This window comes from Streptomyces sp. NBC_00400 (assembly GCF_036048035.1).
In the GTDB taxonomy this organism is placed as follows: Bacteria; Actinomycetota; Actinomycetes; order Streptomycetales; family Streptomycetaceae; genus Streptomyces.
Genome location: NZ_CP107940.1, coordinates 5,401,697 through 5,421,994 on the forward strand (window position 1 = coordinate 5,401,697; position 20,298 = coordinate 5,421,994).

Annotated in this window: 19 protein-coding genes and 1 tRNA gene; 8 read left to right on the forward strand and 12 right to left on the reverse strand. The window is 72.5% G+C overall.

From position 1 onward, the window contains the following. Nucleotides 1-22: 22 nt before the first annotated feature. The 3 genes from OHS81_RS23700 to OHS81_RS23710 all read right to left on the reverse strand — a co-directional run bounded on the left by OHS81_RS23700 (nt 23) and on the right by OHS81_RS23710 (nt 3,083). The gene (locus OHS81_RS23700; RefSeq protein WP_328386672.1) at nt 23-1,519 is read right to left on the reverse strand and encodes a sugar transferase; all 1,497 of its coding nucleotides are present in this window, start codon (nt 1,517-1,519) and stop codon (nt 23-25) included. Beyond that, nucleotides 1,516-2,703 carry a glycosyltransferase family 4 protein gene (locus OHS81_RS23705; protein ID WP_328386673.1) on the reverse strand — a complete coding sequence of 396 codons (1,188 nt, stop codon included), beginning with the start codon at nt 2,701-2,703 and terminating at the stop codon, nt 1,516-1,518. Before OHS81_RS23705 ends, OHS81_RS23700 begins: the two co-directional genes overlap by 4 nt. Before the next feature lie 83 nt (nt 2,704-2,786). After that, nucleotides 2,787-3,083, reverse strand: a complete 297-nt coding sequence (locus OHS81_RS23710) for a hypothetical protein (RefSeq protein ID WP_328386674.1) — start codon at nt 3,081-3,083, stop codon at nt 2,787-2,789. A 264-nt stretch (nt 3,084-3,347) separates the two neighbouring features. Between OHS81_RS23710 and OHS81_RS23715 the strand changes: the two genes are divergently transcribed. Then, nucleotides 3,348-3,665 (forward strand): chaplin, encoded by a 318-nt coding sequence (locus tag OHS81_RS23715; RefSeq protein ID WP_328386675.1) that lies wholly within the window; start codon nt 3,348-3,350, stop codon nt 3,663-3,665. 188 nt (nt 3,666-3,853) lie between these two features. Beyond that, nucleotides 3,854-4,714, forward strand: a complete 861-nt coding sequence (locus OHS81_RS23720) for a spermidine synthase (RefSeq protein WP_328386676.1) — start codon at nt 3,854-3,856, stop codon at nt 4,712-4,714. Nucleotides 4,715-4,777: 63 nt separating this feature from the next. Here the strand turns inward: OHS81_RS23720 and OHS81_RS23725 are convergent, their stop codons facing one another. Next, nucleotides 4,778-5,344 (reverse strand): hypothetical protein, encoded by a 567-nt coding sequence (locus OHS81_RS23725; RefSeq protein WP_328386677.1) that lies wholly within the window; start codon nt 5,342-5,344, stop codon nt 4,778-4,780. A gap of 118 nt (nt 5,345-5,462) precedes the next feature. Here OHS81_RS23725 and OHS81_RS23730 point away from each other — a divergent pair, with 118 nt between their 5' ends. The 3 genes from OHS81_RS23730 to OHS81_RS23740 all read left to right on the forward strand — a co-directional run bounded on the left by OHS81_RS23730 (nt 5,463) and on the right by OHS81_RS23740 (nt 8,826). Further along, entirely contained in the window at nt 5,463-6,155 is a 693-nt protein-coding gene (locus OHS81_RS23730; RefSeq protein WP_328386678.1) for a response regulator transcription factor, read from the forward strand. Then, nucleotides 6,152-7,585: a sensor histidine kinase gene (locus OHS81_RS23735; RefSeq protein ID WP_328386679.1), complete on the forward strand. Its 1,434-nt coding sequence runs from the start codon at nt 6,152-6,154 to the stop codon at nt 7,583-7,585. The genes OHS81_RS23730 and OHS81_RS23735 overlap by 4 nt, the downstream gene beginning before the upstream one ends. Nucleotides 7,586-7,767: 182 nt before the next feature. Continuing rightward, on the forward strand, nt 7,768-8,826 hold the full coding sequence (locus OHS81_RS23740) for a chitinase (protein WP_328386680.1): 1,059 nt from the start codon (nt 7,768-7,770) through the stop codon (nt 8,824-8,826). Between the two features lie 185 nt (nt 8,827-9,011). Here the strand turns inward: OHS81_RS23740 and OHS81_RS23745 are convergent, their stop codons facing one another. Then, nucleotides 9,012-9,914 (reverse strand): helix-turn-helix domain-containing protein, encoded by a 903-nt coding sequence (locus OHS81_RS23745; RefSeq protein ID WP_328386681.1) that lies wholly within the window; start codon nt 9,912-9,914, stop codon nt 9,012-9,014. A gap of 139 nt (nt 9,915-10,053) precedes the next feature. On the opposite strand from OHS81_RS23745, the gene OHS81_RS23750 reads away from it, so the two are divergent. Continuing rightward, nucleotides 10,054-10,704, forward strand: coding sequence for an NAD(P)-dependent oxidoreductase (locus OHS81_RS23750; RefSeq protein ID WP_328386682.1), 651 nt, complete (start codon nt 10,054-10,056; stop codon nt 10,702-10,704). A gap of 111 nt (nt 10,705-10,815) precedes the next feature. Here OHS81_RS23750 and OHS81_RS23755 read toward each other — a convergent pair. From OHS81_RS23755 to OHS81_RS23770, 4 genes are all read right to left on the reverse strand, one after another. After that, nucleotides 10,816-10,891: transfer RNA gene (locus tag OHS81_RS23755), tRNA-His, on the reverse strand. Nucleotides 10,892-11,056: 165 nt separating this feature from the next. Then, on the reverse strand, nt 11,057-11,674 hold the full coding sequence (gene orn / locus OHS81_RS23760; RefSeq protein ID WP_328386683.1) for an oligoribonuclease: 618 nt from the start codon (nt 11,672-11,674) through the stop codon (nt 11,057-11,059). 5 nt (nt 11,675-11,679) lie between these two features. Then, a complete protein-coding gene (locus OHS81_RS23765; RefSeq protein WP_328386684.1) occupies nt 11,680-12,966 on the reverse strand; it encodes a GlxA family transcriptional regulator in 1,287 nt (428 codons plus the stop codon). Nucleotides 12,967-13,315: 349 nt separating this feature from the next. Next, nucleotides 13,316-13,621 (reverse strand): hypothetical protein, encoded by a 306-nt coding sequence (locus OHS81_RS23770; protein WP_328386685.1) that lies wholly within the window; start codon nt 13,619-13,621, stop codon nt 13,316-13,318. A 368-nt stretch (nt 13,622-13,989) separates the two neighbouring features. Between OHS81_RS23770 and OHS81_RS23775 the strand changes: the two genes are divergently transcribed. Next, a complete protein-coding gene (locus OHS81_RS23775) occupies nt 13,990-14,511 on the forward strand; it encodes a universal stress protein (RefSeq protein WP_018093093.1) in 522 nt (173 codons plus the stop codon). 515 nt (nt 14,512-15,026) lie between these two features. Here the strand turns inward: OHS81_RS23775 and glmS are convergent. Next, nucleotides 15,027-16,856 carry a glutamine--fructose-6-phosphate transaminase (isomerizing) gene (glmS, locus tag OHS81_RS23780; protein WP_328386686.1) on the reverse strand — a complete coding sequence of 610 codons (1,830 nt, stop codon included), beginning with the start codon at nt 16,854-16,856 and terminating at the stop codon, nt 15,027-15,029. A gap of 67 nt (nt 16,857-16,923) precedes the next feature. Further along, nucleotides 16,924-17,214 (reverse strand): hypothetical protein, encoded by a 291-nt coding sequence (locus tag OHS81_RS23785; protein WP_328386687.1) that lies wholly within the window; start codon nt 17,212-17,214, stop codon nt 16,924-16,926. A gap of 189 nt (nt 17,215-17,403) precedes the next feature. Here OHS81_RS23785 and OHS81_RS23790 point away from each other — a divergent pair, with 189 nt between their 5' ends. Beyond that, a complete protein-coding gene (locus OHS81_RS23790; protein ID WP_328386688.1) occupies nt 17,404-19,008 on the forward strand; it encodes a beta-N-acetylhexosaminidase in 1,605 nt (534 codons plus the stop codon). A gap of 129 nt (nt 19,009-19,137) precedes the next feature. Here OHS81_RS23790 and OHS81_RS23795 read toward each other — a convergent pair whose 3' ends face one another. Next, a complete protein-coding gene (locus OHS81_RS23795) occupies nt 19,138-20,298 on the reverse strand; it encodes an acyl-CoA dehydrogenase family protein (RefSeq protein ID WP_328386689.1) in 1,161 nt (386 codons plus the stop codon).

A 20,298-nucleotide genomic window follows, 5' to 3' on the forward strand; every position in this document is an offset into this window, starting at 1 on the left:
GCGCCGGCCGGCGCGCCCGCCCTCATCCGCGCTCCCGACGCACCGCCGAGGCCGCGGTGCGCAGCAGGATCCGGATGTCCTGCCAGGGCGACCAGCTGTCGGTGTAGAGGTTGTCGAAGCGGGCCCGGTCCTCGGCGCAGGCGCCACCGCGCAGCCCGTGCACCTGCGCGAGTCCCGTCAGGCCCGGCCGCATCCGGTGCCGGGCGCCGTACTCCGGGCAGGCCTGGGTGCACTGCTGGACGACGAGGGGGTGCTCCGGTCGGGGGCCCACCAGGCTCATATCGCCGCGCAGCACGTTCCACAGCTGCGGCAGCCCCTCCAGCTTGCTGCGCCGCAGCAGCCGCCCGACCCGGCTCATCCGGCCGTCGCCCGCCCCGCCCGGCCGGCTCGTCTTCTCGTGCGCCGCCGACCCGCGCAGGGTGCGGAACGTCAGCAGGGTGAAACCGCGCCCGTCCCGGCCGGTCCGTTCCTGCCGGCACAGCACGCCGGGTCCGTCGGCCAGCCGTACCGCGAGCGCACAGCCCAGCAGTACCGGGGCCGCGGCCACCAGTGCCGGAGTGGCCAGCGCGAGATCCAGGGCCCGCTTGCGCCGGCCGCCGTGCCGTGGCGGGGAGGTGTCCAGCCGGCGGCAGGCGAAGCCCCACAGCTGGTCGGTGCCCGGATGCGGCGGGCGGCCCTCGCGGGCGGCCGCCGGACCGGCCAGCCAGATCACCGAGCCCTGGTCGATGAAGCGGTGCAGCAGCGCGGCGGTGTGCGGATCGCCGTACGGCGGCAGCGTGAACACCACGTCCCGCACGGTGTGCTGGATGACGGCCCGGGCGAGTTCCGGCACGGAGGTGAGCCGCGGCAGCCCCCCGCGGGCCGGGGGAGCGGCGGGCCCGCCGGGCAGCAGCGGGGCCGGCGGGACCAGGCCCACCGGGCGCATGCCGTACTCGGGGTGGGCGTCCAGCGCGGCGGCCAGCTGCCGGGCGGCCGGGTCGATGCCCACGATCAGGGTCGCGCGCGGCCGGCGGCGGGCGGCGTTGCGGCGCGCCCGGTGGACCGCGGCCCGGCCGCCGCAGGCCAGCAGGGTGTGTGCCGCCACCGCGCCCGACAGCACGAGCGGTGGCAGCGCCCGCCCGGGGTGGACGGCGGCGAGCACCGCGGCCGCCGCGCACCAGAGGACGGCGGCCCGGCCCAGCAGCCTCGGCAGGTCGTTCAGCGCGCTCGGGGCGGGGCCGGGACGGTAGAGACCGGCCCGGCAGTGGAGCAGCAGCGCGGCCGGCACCAGGGCGGTGAGCGCCGCCGGCGCCGCGGCGGTGCCCAGGGCGGGCAGCGCGGCGCCCGCGGTGGCCAGGCAGTCGGCGGCCAGCAGCAAGGCGACGGTCCGCCGCCGCAGGCCGCGGCCGGGCCGGGGCGGTGGCAGGGTCTTCGGGACCGGCCCGCGGGGCGGACGGCCCGCGGCGGCCGCCGGCCGGGGCACCGCCGACGGGGGCAGGACCCGGGCGGAACGGGGGGCGTCCGCGCGATCCGTCGTCATCGGCTGATCCGCTCCCTGCTCTCCGGGCACGCCGCGCCGAGCAGTTCGCGGTACAGCCCGAGGACGGCCGCCGCGGTGTGCCGCACGTCGTACGCCGCCCGCATGTGCTCCAGGGCCCGGAGGCCCAGCGCGGCGCGCAGCTGAGGGCGGGTCAGCAGCCCGCATACGGCCTGTGCCAGGGCGGCCGGGTCCGCGGCCGGCACCAGACAGTGCGGTGCGGACCCGGGCGGCAGGCTCTCGCGGGCCGCGCCGACATCGGTGACCACCACGGGGCGGCCGCAGGCCATCGCCTCCAGAGGGGCCAGCGCCATCCCTTCCCGGTGGGAGGGGAGGACGACCAGATCCGCCGCCCGGTACCAGGGGACGGCGTCCCGTGCCGTGCCCGCGAACCGGACACCGGGGGGTGCGGCGGCATGCAGCAGCTCCCGGTCCGGGCCGTCGCCGACCAGCACCAGCCGGGCGTCCGGGACGACGGCGCGGACCGCGGGCCAGGCCCGCAACAGCGACAGCTGGCCCTTTCGCGGACACAGCCGCCCCACGCACACCACCAGCGGTGCGTCCGGCGGCAGATCGCCGAGTGCGGGCAGGTCCCGGCGCAGCGCACGCCGCACCGCGTCCTCACGGTATGCGGGCGCACAACGGTCCAGGTCCACCCCGTTGCGGATCACCGCCCACCGGGCCGGCACCCCCGCTTCGGCGCCCCGCAGCCGCTCCGCCTCGCTCGCACACAGCACCCGGTCCGCCCAGCGCGCGGTGTACCGCTCACAGCCGAGCGCCGGCCGCGACGCCGTCCCGTCGGACGACTCGAAGGACCAGGTGTGCGGCTGATGGACCGTCGGGATCCGGCCCCGGACGGCCAGGCGGGCGGCGAGCCCGGCCTTGGCGCCGTGCGTATGGACGAGGTCCGGGCCGAGCCGCCGGATCAGCCGGGCCAGCCGTCCCCTCTCCCCGGCGAGTGCCGGGCCCGGGGCGCGGCGGGCCGGCCACGACACCACCTCGGCGCCCGCCGCGGCGGCGTCCCGGTGCAGCACCCCACCGGGCGGTGCGGCGACCACGGCCCGCAGCCCCGCCGCCACCTGGGACCGCACCAGGTCGGTGACGACCCGGGCGACCCCGCCGTCGACGGGACGGGAGACATGGAGAACCGTTGGCCGCTCTTGGCACTGCAGGTCTTGCGGCAGCACGCACTGCTCCCCTGATGACCGAGCTGACAGAACTCTCTACGGGAATTTCCGGACGCTCTACGGGAATTGCCGGGGCACGCCGCTCAGCGCCTGGTATCGGTCCGGAGGAAGCGCGCGCCGGACAGATATCCCCGATTGCGGGTGGTGAAGCGGAGAGTGCGCCGATAGCCGCCGGACCGCAGCACCGGCCTGCTGCCGAATTCGCCGGAATCACATCCGGGAGTGCTGCGGCAGGCGGGCAGCCGCCGCGCCTGCCGGCCGAATCCGGCGACCGCCGGGTTCATGGTGACCGCCGGATTCATGGTGACCGCCGGGTTTCTCAGGTCGGAGGCCGGTGCGCATACGACGCCGCGCGTGGTGCGGTCCATCGATTTCCGCATGTCTTCCTCTCCGACTTCAATCAGTCAAACTGCAGAGCACTCTGACAGAAATCATGCTGGAATCCGAGGCAGGCACGCCGGACCCCCTCGGGGAATCCGATGAACGGAATACCGGACTTCGCCGGGGGGCGCCTTACCTCCGGACGGGCTAATAGGTACTGCCATAAGAGCTAATATCGTCCCGGACGGGGGAACGCCCGTACCCTTGACTCATTTCGTTCGTTGTGACCGGTTGCCCCATTCGCGAACTGAAAGGAGAATGGGATGAAGCGCTTTATCCAGGCCGCCGCGGTGAGTGCGGCCAGCTGCGCCGTAGTGCTGAGTGGCGCAGGCATTGCCTCAGCCAGCGGGGACGGTCACCACGGCGGTCGTGGTCACAACCACTTCCGCAGCGACCACCGTGCCCTCTACAACCACCGCTCCGGTGCCAACGCGGCGGGCTTTGCCGCAGGCTCCCCGGGCATCCTCAGTGGCAACAATGTCCAGGTTCCGATCAACATGCCGATCAACATCTGCGGCAACAGCCTCAGCCACTTCTCGCTGCTGAACCCGGCGTTCGGGAACATCTGCATCAACCGGTGACCCCACGCCGGTCCGCCAGGCATGTCGGGCCGGCACGGGTCGTGATGTGCAGTTGGCGGATCACCCCGGCCTCGGTCGCGGGTGGTCCGCCACTCTGCCCGATGCGGCCGGGCGCCCCGCCGTACCGCTCGGCAGCACCTCGCTGACCAGCGGATACGGCCTCCGGGGCAGGGCCCATACTGGAGGGCATGGCGAAGAGCAGACGCGGGCGCGGCGGACCGGAGTCCGTCACCGAAACGGTGGACGGCGGGCTTGCCGAGCTGCGGCCCGACCGGGACCGGACGCGCGGCTGGACGCTGCTGATCGACGGTGCCCCGCAGTCGCATGTGGACCTCGACGACCCGGCATACCTGGACTTCTCCTATCAGCGGCGGCTCGGGCACGTCGCCGACCTGGCCGGACCCGCGGGCAAACCGCTGCGCGCCGTCCATCTCGGCGGCGGCGCACTGACCCTGGCCCGCTATGTCGCGGCCACCCGCCCGCGGTCCACCCAGCAGGTGGTGGAGATCGACGCACCGCTCGTCGGCCTCGTGCGCCGGCAGCTGCCGTGGGACAGCGGCTGGCGGATACGGGTGCGCGGCGGTGACGCCCGGGCCGGCCTGGCGAAGATCCCGGACGGCTGGGCGGACCTGATCATCGCCGATGTGTTCGGCGGTGCGCGCACGCCCGCGCACCTGACCAGCACCGAATTCCTGACGGAGATCCGCCGGGCGCTGCGGCCGGGCGGGTTCTACGCGGCGAACCTCGCGGACGGGCCGCCGCTGCGGTTTCTGCGCGGCCAGATCGCCACGGCCCATACGGTCTTCCCCGAGCTGTGCCTGACCGCCGACCCGGCCGTACTGCGCGGCAAACGCTTCGGCAACGCGGTCCTGCTGGCCGCCGACGGGCCGCTGCCGGTCGCCGAGCTGACCCGGCGGGCGGCCACCGATCCGCAGGCCGGCCGGGTCGAACACGGCCGGGCGCTGCTGGACTTCACCGGTGGCGCGGCACCGGTCACCGACGGCACGGCCCTCGCCTCGCCCGCCCCGCCGGCCGCGGCCTTCGACTGAGGCCGGCCGCGGCGTCCGGCCGGCACCCGGCAGCGCCGCGCGGTGGTGCCGGGCCGTGGACCGCTAAGCCGTGGGCCCGGTGGTCTGCACGGTCGGCGGATGGCCGTTCCAGGTGCAGAACACGGACGTATGGCCACTGCCGCCGGAGAAGTCGACCCGGATCCACCCGTCCTGCTTCCACACCTGCATCTCCCAGCCCGGGTTCGGCGTCGCCGACACCAACTCGGCCGCCCGGCTGCCCATGTCGAAGACCACCCGCCCGCCCGCCGTGGAATAACTCCGCACCCGGCCGTCGGTGTCCGGTACGGAGCCGCCCGGTGAGGCGGCGTCCGGGTAGCCCGACCGGGGGGTGGCGCCGTGGGACGGGGCGGACGGGCGGGACGGTGTGCCGTCGGCGGGCGCCGGGGTGGGGGCGGGCGAACGGGACGGCTTGGGGCGGTGGGTGGAGGAGACGCGCGGTGCGACGTCGTCCTTCCCCGTCTGCGAGGGCACCTGGTCGGAGATCGTCAGTGCACGCGGTGCGTCATACGCCGTGGCGGACAGCACGGTGTGCACGCCGAACCACGACAGGGTGACCGCGGCGCCGGTCGCCAGCGTCCAGGCCGCCGCATGAACCAGTCCTCGTTGCATCCGGTTCATACTGCCCCACCCGACCGCCCGGTTGCAGCCCGTCCCGCACGCCTCAGTGCGCCGCCCCGTCGTCAACCTCGGGCAAAGGACCCCGCCCGAATGGCGTACGGTGCCGCCCATGGCACGTGTGCTCGTCGTCGAGGACGACCAGTTCGTACGCTCGGCTCTGATCCGGCATCTGACCGAGGCCGCCCACACGGTACGCAGCGTCGGTACCGCCCTGGAGGCGCTTCGTGAGGTGGCGCACGTCGGCTTCGACGTCGTCATCCTCGACCTCGGCCTGCCCGATCTGGACGGGGGCGAGGCGCTGAAGATGCTCCGCGGCATCACCGATGTCCCGGTGATCATCGCCACCGCCCGTGACGACGAGGCCGACATCGTCCGGCTGCTGAACGACGGTGCGGACGACTACCTCACCAAGCCGTTCTCCGTCGAGCACCTGTCGGCCCGGATGACGGCCGTACTGCGCCGCTCCCGGGCCGCCGTGGCCGGTGCGGATGCGCCCTCACGAGCGATCCGGGTCGGCGGCCTGTCCATCGACCCGCTGCGCCGGCAGGCCGAACTGGACGGCGTCACCCTCGATCTGACCCGCAGGGAGTTCGACCTGCTGGCCTTCCTCGCCGGACGTCCCGGCGTCGTCGTCCCCCGCAAGGAACTCCTCGCCGAGGTCTGGCAGCAGTCCTACGGCGACGACCAGACCATCGACGTCCATCTGTCCTGGCTGCGCCGCAAGCTGGGCGAAACCGCGGCGCGGCCCCGGTATCTGCACACCCTGCGGGGCGTCGGCGTGAAGCTGGAGCCGCCGCAGTGAGATGGGCCCTGGTCAAGGTGGCGCTGGCGGTCACCACCATGGTCGTGGTCGCGTTCGCCGTCCCCCTCGGACTGGTCGTCAAGGAGCTGGCCCGCGACCGCGCCTACTCCAATGCCGAACGGCAGGCCGCCACCATCGGCCCGGTCCTCGCCATCACCACCGACCGCACCCAGCTCGAACGCGCCGTCGCCAGCGCCGAGACCGGCCCCGGCGGCCGGATCGGCGTCCATGTCCCGGCGAGCGGCCGGAACGGCAGGCCCGCCGAGATCGGCGCCCGGCGCGCGGCGGAAGCGGATGTGGCGGCCGCCGTCAAGCTCGGGCGGGCGTCCATCTCCCCGGTCCCGGGCGGCTCTTCGCTGCTCCAGCCGACCGCCGTCGCCTCCGGTATCGCCGTCGTCGAGGTCTTCGTCCCCGACGCGGCGCTCACCAAGGGCGTCGCCACCGCCTGGGTGGTGCTCGCCGGGGTCGGCCTCGCGCTGATCATCGGCTCGGTCGCCGTCGCCGACCGGCTCGGCACCCGCATGGTGCGGCCCGCGAAGCGGCTGGCCGGCGCCGCTCACGACCTCGGCACGGGCAAGCTCGGTGTCCGCGTTCCGGAGGACGGCCCCAAGGAACTGCGGTCCGCGGCCAGCGCCTTCAACGCCATGGCCGACCAGGTCGTCCAACTGCTCGCCAACGAGCGCGAACTGGCCGCCGACCTCTCGCACCGGCTGCGTACCCCGCTGACCGTCCTGCGGCTCAACGCCGCCTCGCTCGGCGACACCTCGGCCGCCGAACAGACCCGGGCCGCCGTCGAACAGCTGGAGCACGAGGTCGACCAGATCATCCGCACCGCCCGTGAACAGAAGGCCCAGACCCGGCAGGCCGCCGCCGCGGCCGGCTGCGACGCCGCCGAGGTGATCCGCGAGCGGATGGACTTCTGGTCGGCGCTCGCCGAGGACGAGGGCCGCACCGTCCGCGTCGCCGGCGCGGACCGCCCGGTACGCGTCCCCGTCGCCCGCCCCGAACTCGCCGCCGCCCTGGACGCGATGCTCGGCAACGTCTTCCGCCACACCCCCGAGGGCACCGCCTTCGCGGTCGATGTCCACAACGCCGAGGACGCGGTGATCGTGCTGGTCTCGGATGCCGGCGGCGGCATCGACGACCCGGACGCGGCGCTGCGCCGCGGCTGGTCGGGCGGTGGCGCCCGGGGGAACCGCCCAGCGGTGGCCGAGGGCGGCTCCACGGGCCTGGGCCTGGACATCGTGCGGCGGCTGGCCGAGTCCACCGGCGGCGATGTGCGCATCGGCCGCTCCGTCCTCGGCGGCACCGAGGTCCGGGTCTGGCTGGCGCTGGACGACCGCCGCGCCCGCACCGGCGCCCGCCGCGGCCACCGGCTGCGCCGCACCCTCGGCGTCCGGCGCCGGCGGACCGCGCGCACCGGCTCCTGAACGTCCGCCCGCGGGAGCATCCGCCCCTGCTTCTTAACCACCCCCTTCCGCTTCCTTAAGGCGCTCCTAAGTCCCTCAACCTCCGTACCATTACCGCCATTTGTCCGTTTCCCTGCCGCTAGCGTGCGGGACGCACCACGGTGCACCCCTCCCCCCTCCATGTGACGACAGGCAGGCACGAGATGAGTTCTTCGGCACACCGCCGGCGCAAGAGCCGCACCACCCAGCTGATCGTGAGCGGCGCGGCCGTCCTGGTCGCGGCCGGCGGCGCCTTCGCCGTCGCGGGATCCGCCTTGGCCGCCAAGGCACCGCGGACCGCCGGCACCGGGCAGGCCGCCCCCAAGGCCGTGGCCGGCTTCGCCCCGTACGTCGACACCTCGCTCGCCCCCGCCCACGACCTGGCCGGCACCGCCCGGAAGACCGGGGTCAAGAACGTCAACCTCGCCTTCGTCACCTCCGGCGGCGGCTGCACCCCCAAGTGGGGCGGCTCCGGCGAGCTCGGCAACGACCAGGTGGCCCGGCAGATACCCGCCCTGCGCAAGGCCGGCGGCGATGTCCGGGTCTCCTTCGGCGGCGCCACCGGCACCGAGCTCGGGGCGGCCTGCGGCTCCGCGGACGAACTGGCCGCCGCCTACGGCAAGGTCATCGACCGTTTCAAGCTCACCAAGGCCGACTTCGACATCGAGGGCGGCGCCCTGCCCGACACCGCCGCCAACACCCGCCGCGCCCGGGCCCTCACCCAGCTCCAGAAGAAGCACCCCGGTCTGGACGTCTCCTTCACGCTGCCGGTGATGCCCGAGGGCCTGACCCAGGACGGGGTGAACCTGGTCGCCGACGCCAAGAAGAACGGCGTCAAGATCTCCGCCGTCAACATCATGGCGATGGACTACGGCTCCTCCTACAGCGGCGACATGGGCACCTACGCGACCCAGGCCGCCACCGCCACCCAGGGCCAGCTCAAGAAGGCGCTCGGCCTGAGCGAGGCGGCCGCCTGGAAGACCGTGGCCGTGACCCCGATGATCGGCGTCAACGATGTCCAGAACGAGGTCTTCAAGGCCGACGACGCCACCCAACTGGTGAAGTTCGCCAAGAAGAAGCACCTGGCCTGGCTGTCGATGTGGTCCGCCACCCGCGACCGGGCCTGCCCGGGCGGCGCCGGCACCTCGGCGCAGCCCACCTGCAGCTCCGTCCAGCAGAAGCCGCTGGACTTCACCAAGGCCTTCGCCGCGTACACCGGCTGACCCCCACCGGACCGCTCGCCCGAGAGGCGGGGCGCAGCGGGAATCCCCCCACCGCTGCGCCCCGCCGCCCGCGTGCCCCGGCACGCGCCACCCGCCGCCCGTGCGCCCGCCGTCCGCCGCCGGCTGCCCGTGGGCTCCGCTCCCCGCTGCCCGCCCGCCCCAACTCCCGTACGCCGCCCGCGTCCTCAGACCGCACCGCTGCGTACCGCCGTGCGGAACGCGATCGGGGTGGTGCCCGTCTGCCGCTGGAAGAACTTGCTGAAGTTGGGGGCGTCGGCGAAGCCCAGCCGGTCCGCGATCCGGGCCGCGGAACGGTCGCCGTGCGCCAGCAGCCGCTTGGCCTCCAGCACCACCCGCCGGTCGATGAACTCCTTGGCCCCCACCCCGGCAACGGCCTCGGTGGCCCGGGAGAGGGTGCGCGGCGCGTAGCCCAGCGCGCGGGCGTAGTCGGCGACCCGCCGGCTGCGGGTGAAGTCCCGCTCCACCGCGTCCCGGAAGCGCAGATAGGTGGCGCTCGCCGCACAGGACCCGTCACCGGCCCCGTCCGCCTCCCCGCCCGGATGCGCGGCCCGCAGCACCAGGACGGCCAGCAGATGCCGCAGCACATCGAGATGGATCTCCAGCGGCAGCCCGCCCAGCGATCCGAACTCCCCGTGCAACTGCCGCATCGCCTCGTCCACCCCCCGGGCCGCGGCGCCCTCCGGATGCCGTACGGGCGGCCCGTACCAGTCCTCGACCCGGGCCGCGGCCGCGGTCGCCGGATCCAGGAAGCCGGCCTCGAAGAGCACCAGCCGCCCCTCCGCGCCCGTCAGATCACCGAAGTGCTGGACCTGCCCGGGGCGCGACCACAGCAGATCGCCCGGTGCGAGGACGTGTTCGCGGAAGTCGACGCTGTGCACCAGCCGGCCGCCGTCCAGGACCAGCAGATGGTGGAAGCCGGGGCGGTGCGGGGCGGACAGCTGACAGGCGTCCGCGCGCGCCCGCAGCTCCGCGAGCGTCAGCACCTCCACCCCCGTCGGCCGCCCGGCCGGCGCGGAGAACGCCACCTCCGGGATCTCCGGCGACGGCTCCCGGCGCTCCTGTCGCATTTTCACCCTCACCGGTCCCCTCGCCACCCAGAAATGCACTGCCGGCCCCTCTAGCGTAGAAGACGTCAGTGCAACCGCTGACGGAAAACGGAAGTCCTCACCCGGACGTCCGGACGTACGGAACAGCTGGGAGACCACCATGTCCACGATCGCGCTCTTCGGGGCCAACGGCACCATCGGAAGCCGCATCCTCCACGAGGCCCTGCGGCGCGGCCACCAAGTCACCGCGGTCGTCCGCGACCCCGCGAAGATCACCACCACCCACCCGGACCTGACCGTGACCACCGGCGACGCCCTCGACCCGGCGTCCGTCGCCGCCGCGGCCCGGGGCCGGGACGTCCTGGTCAGCGCGGTCGGCGGCGGCGACGGACCGGGCCACACCGCCACGATCAGGCCCGCCGCCGAGTCCCTTGTCGCCGGGCTGCGCACCCTCGGCGACACGGCACCCCGGCTGATCTCCGTCGGCGGCGCCGGCTCGCTGCGCACGCCGGACGGCGCACGGGTCTGGGACGCGGAGGGCCTTCCCGCCTTCCTGCTGCAGATCATGCATGCCCACGGCGATGCGCTGGACTTCTACCGCTCGGTCTCCGACGTGCGCTGGACCAGCCTCAGCCCGGCCGCCACCATCGAGCCCGGCGAGCGCACCGGGAGCTACCGCACCGCCCTCGACGACCTGATCACCGGTGCCGGGGGCACCAGCCGGATCACCGCCGAGGACTACGCCGTCGCCGTGGTCGACGAAATAGAGCAGCCCCGCCACGTCGGCGAGCGCTTCACCGTCGGCTACTGAGCCGCGGCCCCTCCACCGCGGCACCCGGCCCCTCGACCCGCCGCACCGGCGCCCGCGCACCACACCCGCAGAAACGCCAAGGCCCCCGACCTGAGGTCGGGGGCCTTGATGTGGGGTGAGTAACGGGACTTGAACCCGCGACATCCTGGACCACAACCAGGTGCTCTACCAGCTGAGCTATACCCACCATGACCGGTGCTGTGTGGTTCTTTTTCCCCACCGGCTGAGAAAAAGTGTACAGGGTCCGAAGGGGTGCTCGCGCCCAGGTTTCGTGTCCCGGGGCCGAGGGCGTGTCGTGCGGGTCACGGCGGACCCGCCGGGGCCCGCACCACACGCGCCCTGCCGCGCCGCGCTACGGCGTGGACTGCGGCTCAGCAGGAAGGACGTGCTTGGCGGCAATGGCCTTCGCGGTGTCCGAGTCGGGGCCGGGCTGCGGTACGAAGACCGCCTCCCGGTAGTAGCGCAGTTCCGCGATGGATTCACGGATGTCCGCCAGTGCCCGGTGGTTGCCGCTCTTGTCCGGGCTGTTGAAGTAGGCCCGCGGGTACCAGCGCCGGGCCAGCTCCTTCACGGACGAGACATCGACGATCCGGTAGTGGAGGTACTCCTCCAGCGTCGGCATGTCCCGCAGCAGGAAGCCGCGGTCGGTGCCGACGGAGTTGCCGCACAGCGGCGCCTTCCGCGGCTCCGGCACATGCTGCTTGATGTACGCAAGCACCTGTGCCTCGGCCGCCTCCAGCGTCGTGCCGCCGTCCAGTTCCTCCAGCAGCCCGGAGGAGGTGTGCATCTGGCGCACCACCTCCGGCATGGTGCCGAGTGCTTCGGCCGGGGGGCGGATCACCACATCCACCCCGTCGCCCAGCACATTCAGCTCCGAGTCGGTGACCAGAGCGGCCACCTCGATGAGCGCGTCATTCGCCAGCGAGAGGCCAGTCATCTCGCAGTCGATCCACACCATGCGATCGTTCATACATCTCACCCTACGGGGCGCTCGCGCTGTCCGGGCAGCACGGGGCGGACGGTTCCCCTCCCCACCGCGGTCTCCGGCAGCCGGGAGGCGTACACGTCCGACTGCGGTTTGCCCGCTTCGCCCGCTTCGGCGGAGGCCAGGCCGTGGCCGGCCAGCGCGGCGGCGGAGAACCGCTCCGCGCCCGCCCCCAGGGCCGCCCGCTCACGCTCCGGCCGCTCGGCGCGCTCGGCCCGCTCCGGTCTGAGCGCGGGCTCGGGTGGCCCGTTCTGCGGCCGCCGTGCGCGGTAGGCCGCCCGGTAGGCGGCGGGCGAGGCGCCCAGCTGCCTGCGGAAGTGGCCGCGCAGGGCGACCGGCGAGCGGAAGCCGCAGCGCCCCGCGACCTCGTCCACCGAATAGTCGGAGGTCTCCAGCAGCCGCTGGGCCTGCAGCACCCGCTGAGTGATCAGCCACTGCAGCGGAGCGCTCCCCGTCAGGGACCTGAAGCGCCGGTCGAAGGTGCGGCGGCTCATGTACGCGCGCGCGGCCAGCGTCTCCACGTCGAACTGCTCGTGGAGGTGTTCCAGCGCCCAGGCGACGACCTCGGCGAGCGGGTCGGCGCCGATCTCTTCAGGTAATGACCTGTCGAGGTAGCGCTGGTGCCCCATATCGGAGGCGGTGCGGCGGGGCGGCACGACGAGCCGGCGGGCCAGCGCGTTCGCGGCGTCCGCGCCGTGGTCGGTGCGCACGATGTGCAGACACAGATCGATGCCGGCCGCCGTTCCCGCGGACGTGAGCACATCGCCGTCGTCGACGAAGAGCTCGCGGGGATCCACATGGACGGACGGATAACGCTTGGCGAGCGTCGGCGCGTACATCCAATGGGTCGTGGCCGGACGGCCGTCCAGCAGTCCGGCCGCGGCGAGGACGAACGCCCCCGTGCACAACCCGACGATTCTGGCGCCTTCTTCATGCGCGCGGCGCAGCGCGTCGAGCGCCGCGGGCGGCGGCGCCTGGGTGATGGAGCGCCAGGCCGGTACGACGACCGTCCCGGCACGGGAGATCGCCTCCAGCCCGTAGGGGGCTGACAGTTCGAGCCCCCCGGTCGTGCGCAAAGGCGCATCTTCGCCCGCGCACACAAGTAGCCGGTACCGCGGAACGCCTGCGTCCTGTCGGTCGATGCCGAAGACCGAGAGCGGAATGGAGCTCTCGAAAATGGGGCCGCCGCTGAAGAGGAGCACCGCGACTATTTCGCGGCGTCGTCGGGCGGCGAGCTTGCGTGCGGCATCTGGTACGGCAGCGGAGTCCTGGCTCATGGCACTTAAGCCCCCCTCGGTCGTCTCGCCCTCTCGGTCCTGCACAGTTCCCCCGCCGTTACTACCAAGATCGAATCTACTGTGTTCCGTGAGGATGGAGTGCCAAGTTCACCACCCGCTGGTATGTCGATATGGCAACTTGGCGCGAAGCATTCGATCACGAAGCGTTCCACTCGTCGGGCCTACATGGGAAGTACGCGTCTCGGCTCTGCCCGTTCGCAGTAGGGCACAACCATGCCCAGCGGTCCTTTCCTCCCTGCTCACACCAGGGTTGAGGGGGGTTCGGGGCAAGGTGTGGACCTCGGCCGGAAGTTGGCTGAAAACGGTCGCGCGCAGACTTGCAAGCGCCTCAGTCGACCGGCGTACGCCCTTCGGAGTGCCGACCGCCTCCCTGCGCCGTCGTCCCCATATATGCCCTTTGGTCCCGGTGCCTTCCGGTCTCGCGCACGCGGATCCGCGCCGCGGTCCGTTCGGATTGCCGCAGCAGGGCGCGGCAGGCGCAGGTCACCGCGGCCAGACCGGCGGCGGTGCCGGCCGCGCCGGTCCAGGAAACGCCGCTGATGATCAGTACGAAGGGCACCAGGGCGCAACTGAAGGCGCCCCAGCGCATGACATCGCTCACCGGGTCGGGTGATCTGTCGGACGGCAACGGCACCGTGTGCTCCCCTCGGATCGGGCTGCTACTACAACGCCGGCGGCGATCATGGGTCACCGTGAGGGGTACGTACGGGGGCAGGCCGGGGCATTGCCATCCGGGCCACGCTCCGGCATGCTCCGGGGAACGTTCGAGGCCCCACCCGGCCTCGCGCGGGCGCTCCGCGTCCGCAGCGGGCTCTGGGCAGCGGGGGAGTGGCGCCGTACTCTTGGGGTATCGGGTTGGGAAGATGATTCCCAGTCGTATCGTTCCTCTTTGAACTATGGCTCCCGCACCCTCGGGCGAGCCAGCTCAGTCAACTGCCGGATCAAGTCAATCGCCGTTCCCCGTTCGCCCCTCCGCAAGAGGACGTCCTCGCCGAGACACCAATGGCCGGTCACGAAATCCCCGAACCCGCGGACCGCAAGCAGGTCGCCGATCCGATGGCGGACCTCGAAGCGGCGGAAAAGACGCGCCATTCCTGCGACCCCGCGTTCCGGCACGGCGTCGTGGTCGGCTTCGACGGCTCCATGTCGAGCGAGCGGGCATTGGCGTATGCAATCGGTATGGCCCGGCGCCTCGGCTCCGGGTTGATCATCGTCCATGTGGCCAACCGGCTGCCGACGACCGTCTGGGCGGGCTGTGAGCCCCCGGTCTTCGTGGACGTGCCGGATCACCGCACCGAAGTGCTCGGTCTGGAGCTGGCCTGCGCCGATCACCTCACCGAGGTCCCCTGGATCCTGGTCGAGCGCGGCGGCGACATCTGCCACGAGCTGGAGGAGGTCGGCCGGGAGTACGAGGCCGACGCGATCGTGGTCGGCTCCACTCACGGCATCGTCGGCCGGATCTTCGGTTCGGTGGCCGGCCGGCTCGCCCGCCGGGCGCAGCGCCCGGTGATCGTGATCCCCTGACGCGAGCCGTCTCCTCACCCCGTCGTGCGCCGCCCTGGTGCGGCGCCGCGTTCCGCGCCCCGAGGTGATCAATTCTCCGCGGCTTGCGCACACTTGAGGGGGCATCATGAGGAGGGTGTGCAGCCGCATTTCTTCCGGCCCGCGCAGGTGAATTGTGCGTCGCGGAAGGGTAGAAAACGGTCACGTGGGCGCGCCGCGTCACGGGCCCGGCGGCCGCGCGCACGGCAACTTCGTGCTGCCGGCCGGGAGGTGACGGTTTCCCGGGGCGGCGGCATCCTGTCGGCGTATGGGCGACGCCGGCAAAAGGGGAGGCGGCGGCTCCGCGCGCTGGTGGCACGCGCGGAGCCGCTGCTCCCCCCCTTGCGCCTAAGCCGGCGCCGCCCCTTTTTGCGCCTGAGCCGGCGCCGCTTTCGCGGAGGTGGTGGGGCGCCGTGGGGGTTGCTCAATTGTCGCTTCGGTGGGGTGGGGAGGCTTCACCGTGGCACGGGAGATTCCCCCACCGTCGGCGCGGGGTTCTACTCCACCGTGACGGACTTGGCGAGGTTGCGGGGCTTGTCGATGTCCCGGCCCAGGGCCAACGCCGTGTGGTAGGCGAGCAGTTGCAGCGGGATGCCCATCAGGATCGGGTCCAGCTCGGGCTCGTTCTTCGGCACGATGATGGTGTGGTCGGCCTTCTCCTGCTCCTGGTGCGCGACGGCCAGGATCCGGCCGCTGCGGGCCTTGATCTCCTCCAGCGCGGCGCGGTTCTTCTCCAGCAGGTCGTCGTCGGGGACGATCGCCACGGTCGGCATCGCGGGCTCGATGAGGGCGAGCGGGCCGTGCTTGAGCTCGGAGGCCGGGTAGGCCTCGGCGTGGATGTAGGAGACCTCCTTGAGCTTCAGGGAGGCCTCGCGGGCCACCGGGTAGCCGCGCACCCGGCCGATGAACATCATCGACTTGGCGTCCGCGTAGGCGGCCGACAGCTGCTTGATGTCCTCCTCGCTCTTGAGGATCTCGTCGATCTGCGCGGGCAGCTTGCGCAGGCCCTCGATGATCCGCTTGCCGTCCGCGACGGACAGGTCACGGATCCGGCCGAGGTGCAGGGCGAGCAGGGCGAAGGAGACCACCATGTTGGTGAAGCACTTGGTGGAGACCACGCAGACCTCGGGGCCCGCGTGCACGTAGATGCCGCCGTCGGTCTCCCGGGCGATCGCCGAGCCGACCACGTTGACCAGGCCCAGCACCCGGGCGCCCTTGCGCTTGAGCTCCTGGACGGCCGCCAGCACGTCGTAGGTCTCACCGGACTGGGAGACCGCCACGTACAGCGTGTCGGGGTCCACGACCGGGTCGCGGTAGCGGAACTCGGAGGCCGGCTCGGCGTCCGAGGGGATACGGGCCAGCTCCTCGATCATCTGCGCGCCGATCTGGCCCGCGTGGTACGAGGTGCCGCAGCCCAGGATCTTCACCCGGCGTACCCCGCGCGCCTCACGGGGGTCCAGGTTCAGGCCGCCGAGGCGCACGGTGGAGAAGCGGTCGTCGATCCGCCCGCGCAGCGCGCGGTCCACCGCGTCCGCCTGCTCGGAGATCTCCTTGTGCATGTAGGTGTCGTGGCCGCCCAGGTCGTACGACTCGGCCGCGTACTCGACGGTCTCCGGAGCGGACGTGGTCCGCGAGCCCTCGGTGGTGTACGTGCGGTAGTCGTCGGCCTTGAGGGTGGCCATCTCGCCGTCGTCGAGGGTGACGACCTGGCGGGTGTGCGAGACCAGCGCGGCGACGTCCGAGGAGACGAACATCTCGTGCTCGCCGATGCCGAGCACGACCGGGGAGCCGTTGCGGGCGACGACGATGCGGTCGGGGAAGTCGGCGTGCAGCACGGCGATGCCGTAGGTGCCCTCGATGTGCCGCAGCGCCTCGCGGACCCGCTCCTCCAGCTTCTCGGCCTGCGAGCGGCCGATCAGGTGGGCCAGCACCTCGGTGTCGGTCTCGGAGGCGAATTCGACGCCCTCGGCGGTCAGCCGGGCGCGCAGGTCGGCGGCGTTGTCGATGATGCCGTTGTGGACGACGGCGACCTTGCCCTCGGTGTCGAGGTGCGGGTGGGCGTTCTCGTCGGTGGGCGCGCCGTGGGTGGCCCAGCGGGTGTGCGCGATGCCCGTGGTACCGGCGAACCGCTTCGGCACCCGTGACTCCAGCTCCCGGACCCGGCCCTTGGCCTTGGCGGTCTTCAGGCCGCCCGCGGCCTTGCCGGTGCCCTTGGCGTGGATGGCGATGCCCGCCGAGTCGTAGCCGCGGTACTCCAGGCGCTGCAGGCCCTCCAGGAGCAGCGGAGCAACATCACGTTTGCCGATATAGCCGACGATCCCGCACATACAGTGACCCTCCGAGAAGAACGTTGTGGCAATTGGTTCGTGCCGCCCGGCGCCCCGGGCGTGGCCGTCAGCCGTAGACGAGGCGGCGCAGCTGGCGGGTCGAGAGATCGGGCGGGGCCACGGCGCGGTGCGGCATCTCGTGGCGGATCCGGTCGAAGATCTCCTCGTTGCGCAGCCCGTGGGACTGCAGCTCCCGATGGCGCCGCCGGACGAATTCCTCCGTCGTCTCGTCGAAGTACGCCAGCACATCGAGCACCACCCGGGCGGCCTCACCGCGCTGCAGCGGCGTGCTGCGCACCAGGTGGTCCACCAGGTCATCGTGCGGCGCCTCAGCGCTGCGGTTACGGCGTTCGAGCACCCGTCGATATTGCGGGGCGCCGCGCGGATACGCAAGAAATCTGCCCGATATCGGGCACGTCACTGAATCGGCGGCCGGAAAGTGGTCTACACCTTGACCGGAATCGAGGCTCACGGTACGCATGGTCACCGTTCGGTCGCTCCATGCCATGCACGACGTCATGCACAAGGTTCGCCGAAGGGACCGTCGATGAGACGACGCAGACTGCTGTTCTCGCTGCTGCTGGTCGCGGCGGCGGGGCTGGGAACCGCCGCCGTACCGCCACCGGGCGCCGCGCACGCCGCCGCCCCGGCCGCCACACCGCTGGACCAGGTGATCCCCGCGCCCGCGTCCGTGCACAGCACCGGGGACGCGTACACCCTCGGTGACCGCACCCGGATCCGTGTGCCCGGCGGCTCCGGCGAGGCCAGGAGGGTGGCCGGCTATCTGGCGGGGCTGCTGCGGCCCGCCACCGGCTTCGGCCTGCCGGTGACCACCAAGGACGGCCGGGACGGCATCGTCCTCCGGCTCGGCGGCAGCGGCACCAAGGGGCTGGGGGCCGAGGGCTACCGGCTCACCTCGGGCGCCCGTGCGGTCACGATCAGCGCCGCCCGCCCGGCCGGCCTCTTCCACGGCGTGCAGACGCTCCGGCAGCTGCTGCCGGCCGACGTGGAGCGGGAAGGTGCCCGGCGCGGGACCTGGCGGATCGCCGGGGGCACCATCGCCGACTCCCCGCGCTACGCCTACCGCGGTGCGATGCTCGACGTCTCCCGGCACTTCTTCACGGTCGCGCAGGTCAAGCGGTATATCGACCAGCTCGCCATGTACAAGATCAACAAGCTGCATCTGCACCTCTCCGACGACCAGGGCTGGCGGATCGCCCTCACGTCCTGGCCGCGGCTGGCGACCTACGGCGGCTCCACCCAGGTCGGCGGCGGCCCCGGCGGCTACTACACCAAGGACGACTACCGCGAGATCATCCGCTATGCCGCGGCCCGCTATCTGACCGTCGTCCCCGAGATCGACATGCCGGGCCACACCAACGCCGCGCTGGCCTCCTACGCCCCGCTCAACTGCAACGGCCAGGCGCCGCCGCTCTACACCGGCACCCAGGTCGGCTTCAGCTCGCTGTGCGTCCCCAAGAAGGAGACGTACGACTTCGTGGACGATGTCCTGCGCGAGCTCGCCGCCATGACTCCCGGCCGCTACCTCCACATCGGCGGCGACGAGGCGCACTCCACCAGCCATGCGGACTACGTGACCTTCATGGACAAGGTGCAGCCGGTGGTCGCCAAGTACGGCAAGACCGCGATCGGCTGGCACCAGCTGACCGGAGCGCACCCGGCGAAGGGCGCCGTCGCCCAGTACTGGGGCTACGACAAGACGGGCGCGGCCGAGCGCCAGCAGGTCGCCGACGCCGCCAGGAACGGCACCCGGCTGATCCTCTCGCCCGCCGACCGCGCCTACCTCGACATGAAGTACGACAAGAACACGCCGCTGGGCCTGGCCTGGGCCGGTTACGTCGACACCAGACGCTCCTACGACTGGGACCCCGGCAGCTACCTCAAGGACGCTCCCGCGCAGTCCGTCCTCGGCGTCGAGGCGCCCCTGTGGACCGAGACCCTGTCCACCTCCGCGCACCTCGATTACATGGCCTTCCCCCGGCTGCCGGGCATCGCCGAGCTGGGCTGGTCGCCGGCGTCCACGCATGACTGGGACGACTACAAGGTGCGGCTGGCCGCCCAGGGGCCGCGCTGGGACGCGCTGGGCATCGGTTATTACCGTGCGCCGGAGGTGCCGTGGCCCGCGAAGTGAGCGGGTGAGCGGGGGAGGAACGGCACCCTTCTCGCACGCCTACGGCCGGCCCCGCCGCGCAGGGCCGGCCGTAGGGCCGCGGCTGCAGGACCGGCCGCAGGACCGGCTGCAGGGCCGTAGGGCGCCCGATCAGGCGCTCAGGCCGAGCTCCCGGGCGATCAGCATCCGCTGGACCTCGCTGGTGCCCTCGCCGATCTCCAGGATCTTGGCGTCGCGCCACATCCGGGCGACCGGGTACTCGTTCATGAAGCCGTACCCGCCGTGGATCTGGGTGGCCTCACGGGCGTTGTCGACCGCGATCTCGGAGGAGTAGAGCTTGGCGAGTGCGGCCTCCTTCTTGAAGGGCTCGCCGTGCACCAGCCGGGACGCGGCATCGCGCCAGGCCAGCCGGGAGGTGTGGGCGCGCATCTCCATGTCGGCGAGCTTGAACTGGATGGCCTGGTTGGTGCCGATCGCGCGGCCGAAGGCCTGCCGCTCCTTGGCGTAGCGCACCGACTCGTCCACACAGCCCTGGGCGAGGCCGGTGGCGAGCGCCGCGATGGCGATCCGGCCCTCGTCGAGGATCCGCAGGAACTGGGCGTAGCCCCGGCCCTCCTCACCCAGCAGGTTGGCGGCCGGGACGCGGACGTCGGAGAAGGACAGCTCGCGGGTGTCCGAAGCGCTCCAGCCGACCTTGGAGTACGGGGCGCCGACCGTGAAGCCGGGGGTGCCGGACGGGACGATGATCGAGGAGATCAGCGGGGCGCCATTGTCCTTGCGGCCGGTGACCGCGGTGACCGTGACCAGGCCGGTGATGTCCGTACCGGAGTTGGTGATGAAGCACTTGCTGCCGTTGATCACCCAGCTGTCGCCGTCGCGTACGGCGGTGGTGCGGGTCGCGCCGGCGTCCGAGCCGCCGTCCGGCTCGGTGAGGCCGAAGGCGCCCAGCACCTCACCGCTGCACAGCTTGGGCAGCCACTCGCGCTTCTGCTCCTCCGTGCCGAAGCGGTAGAGGGGCATGGCGCCCAGCGAGACGCCGGCCTCCAGGGTGATGGCCACCGAGGAGTCGACCCGGGCCAGCTCCTCCAGGGCGATGCCGAGCGCGAGGTAGTCGCCGCCCATCCCGCCGTACTCCTCGGGGAACGGCAGGCCGAACAGGCCCATCCGGCCCATCTCCCGCACGATCTCGTACGGGAACGCATGCTGCTCGTAGTACTCGCCGATCTTCGGGGCGACGACGTCGTGCGCGAACGCCTCGACGGTGCGCCGGAGTTCTTCCAGCTCGGCGGACAGACGGTGGTCCAGGGACAT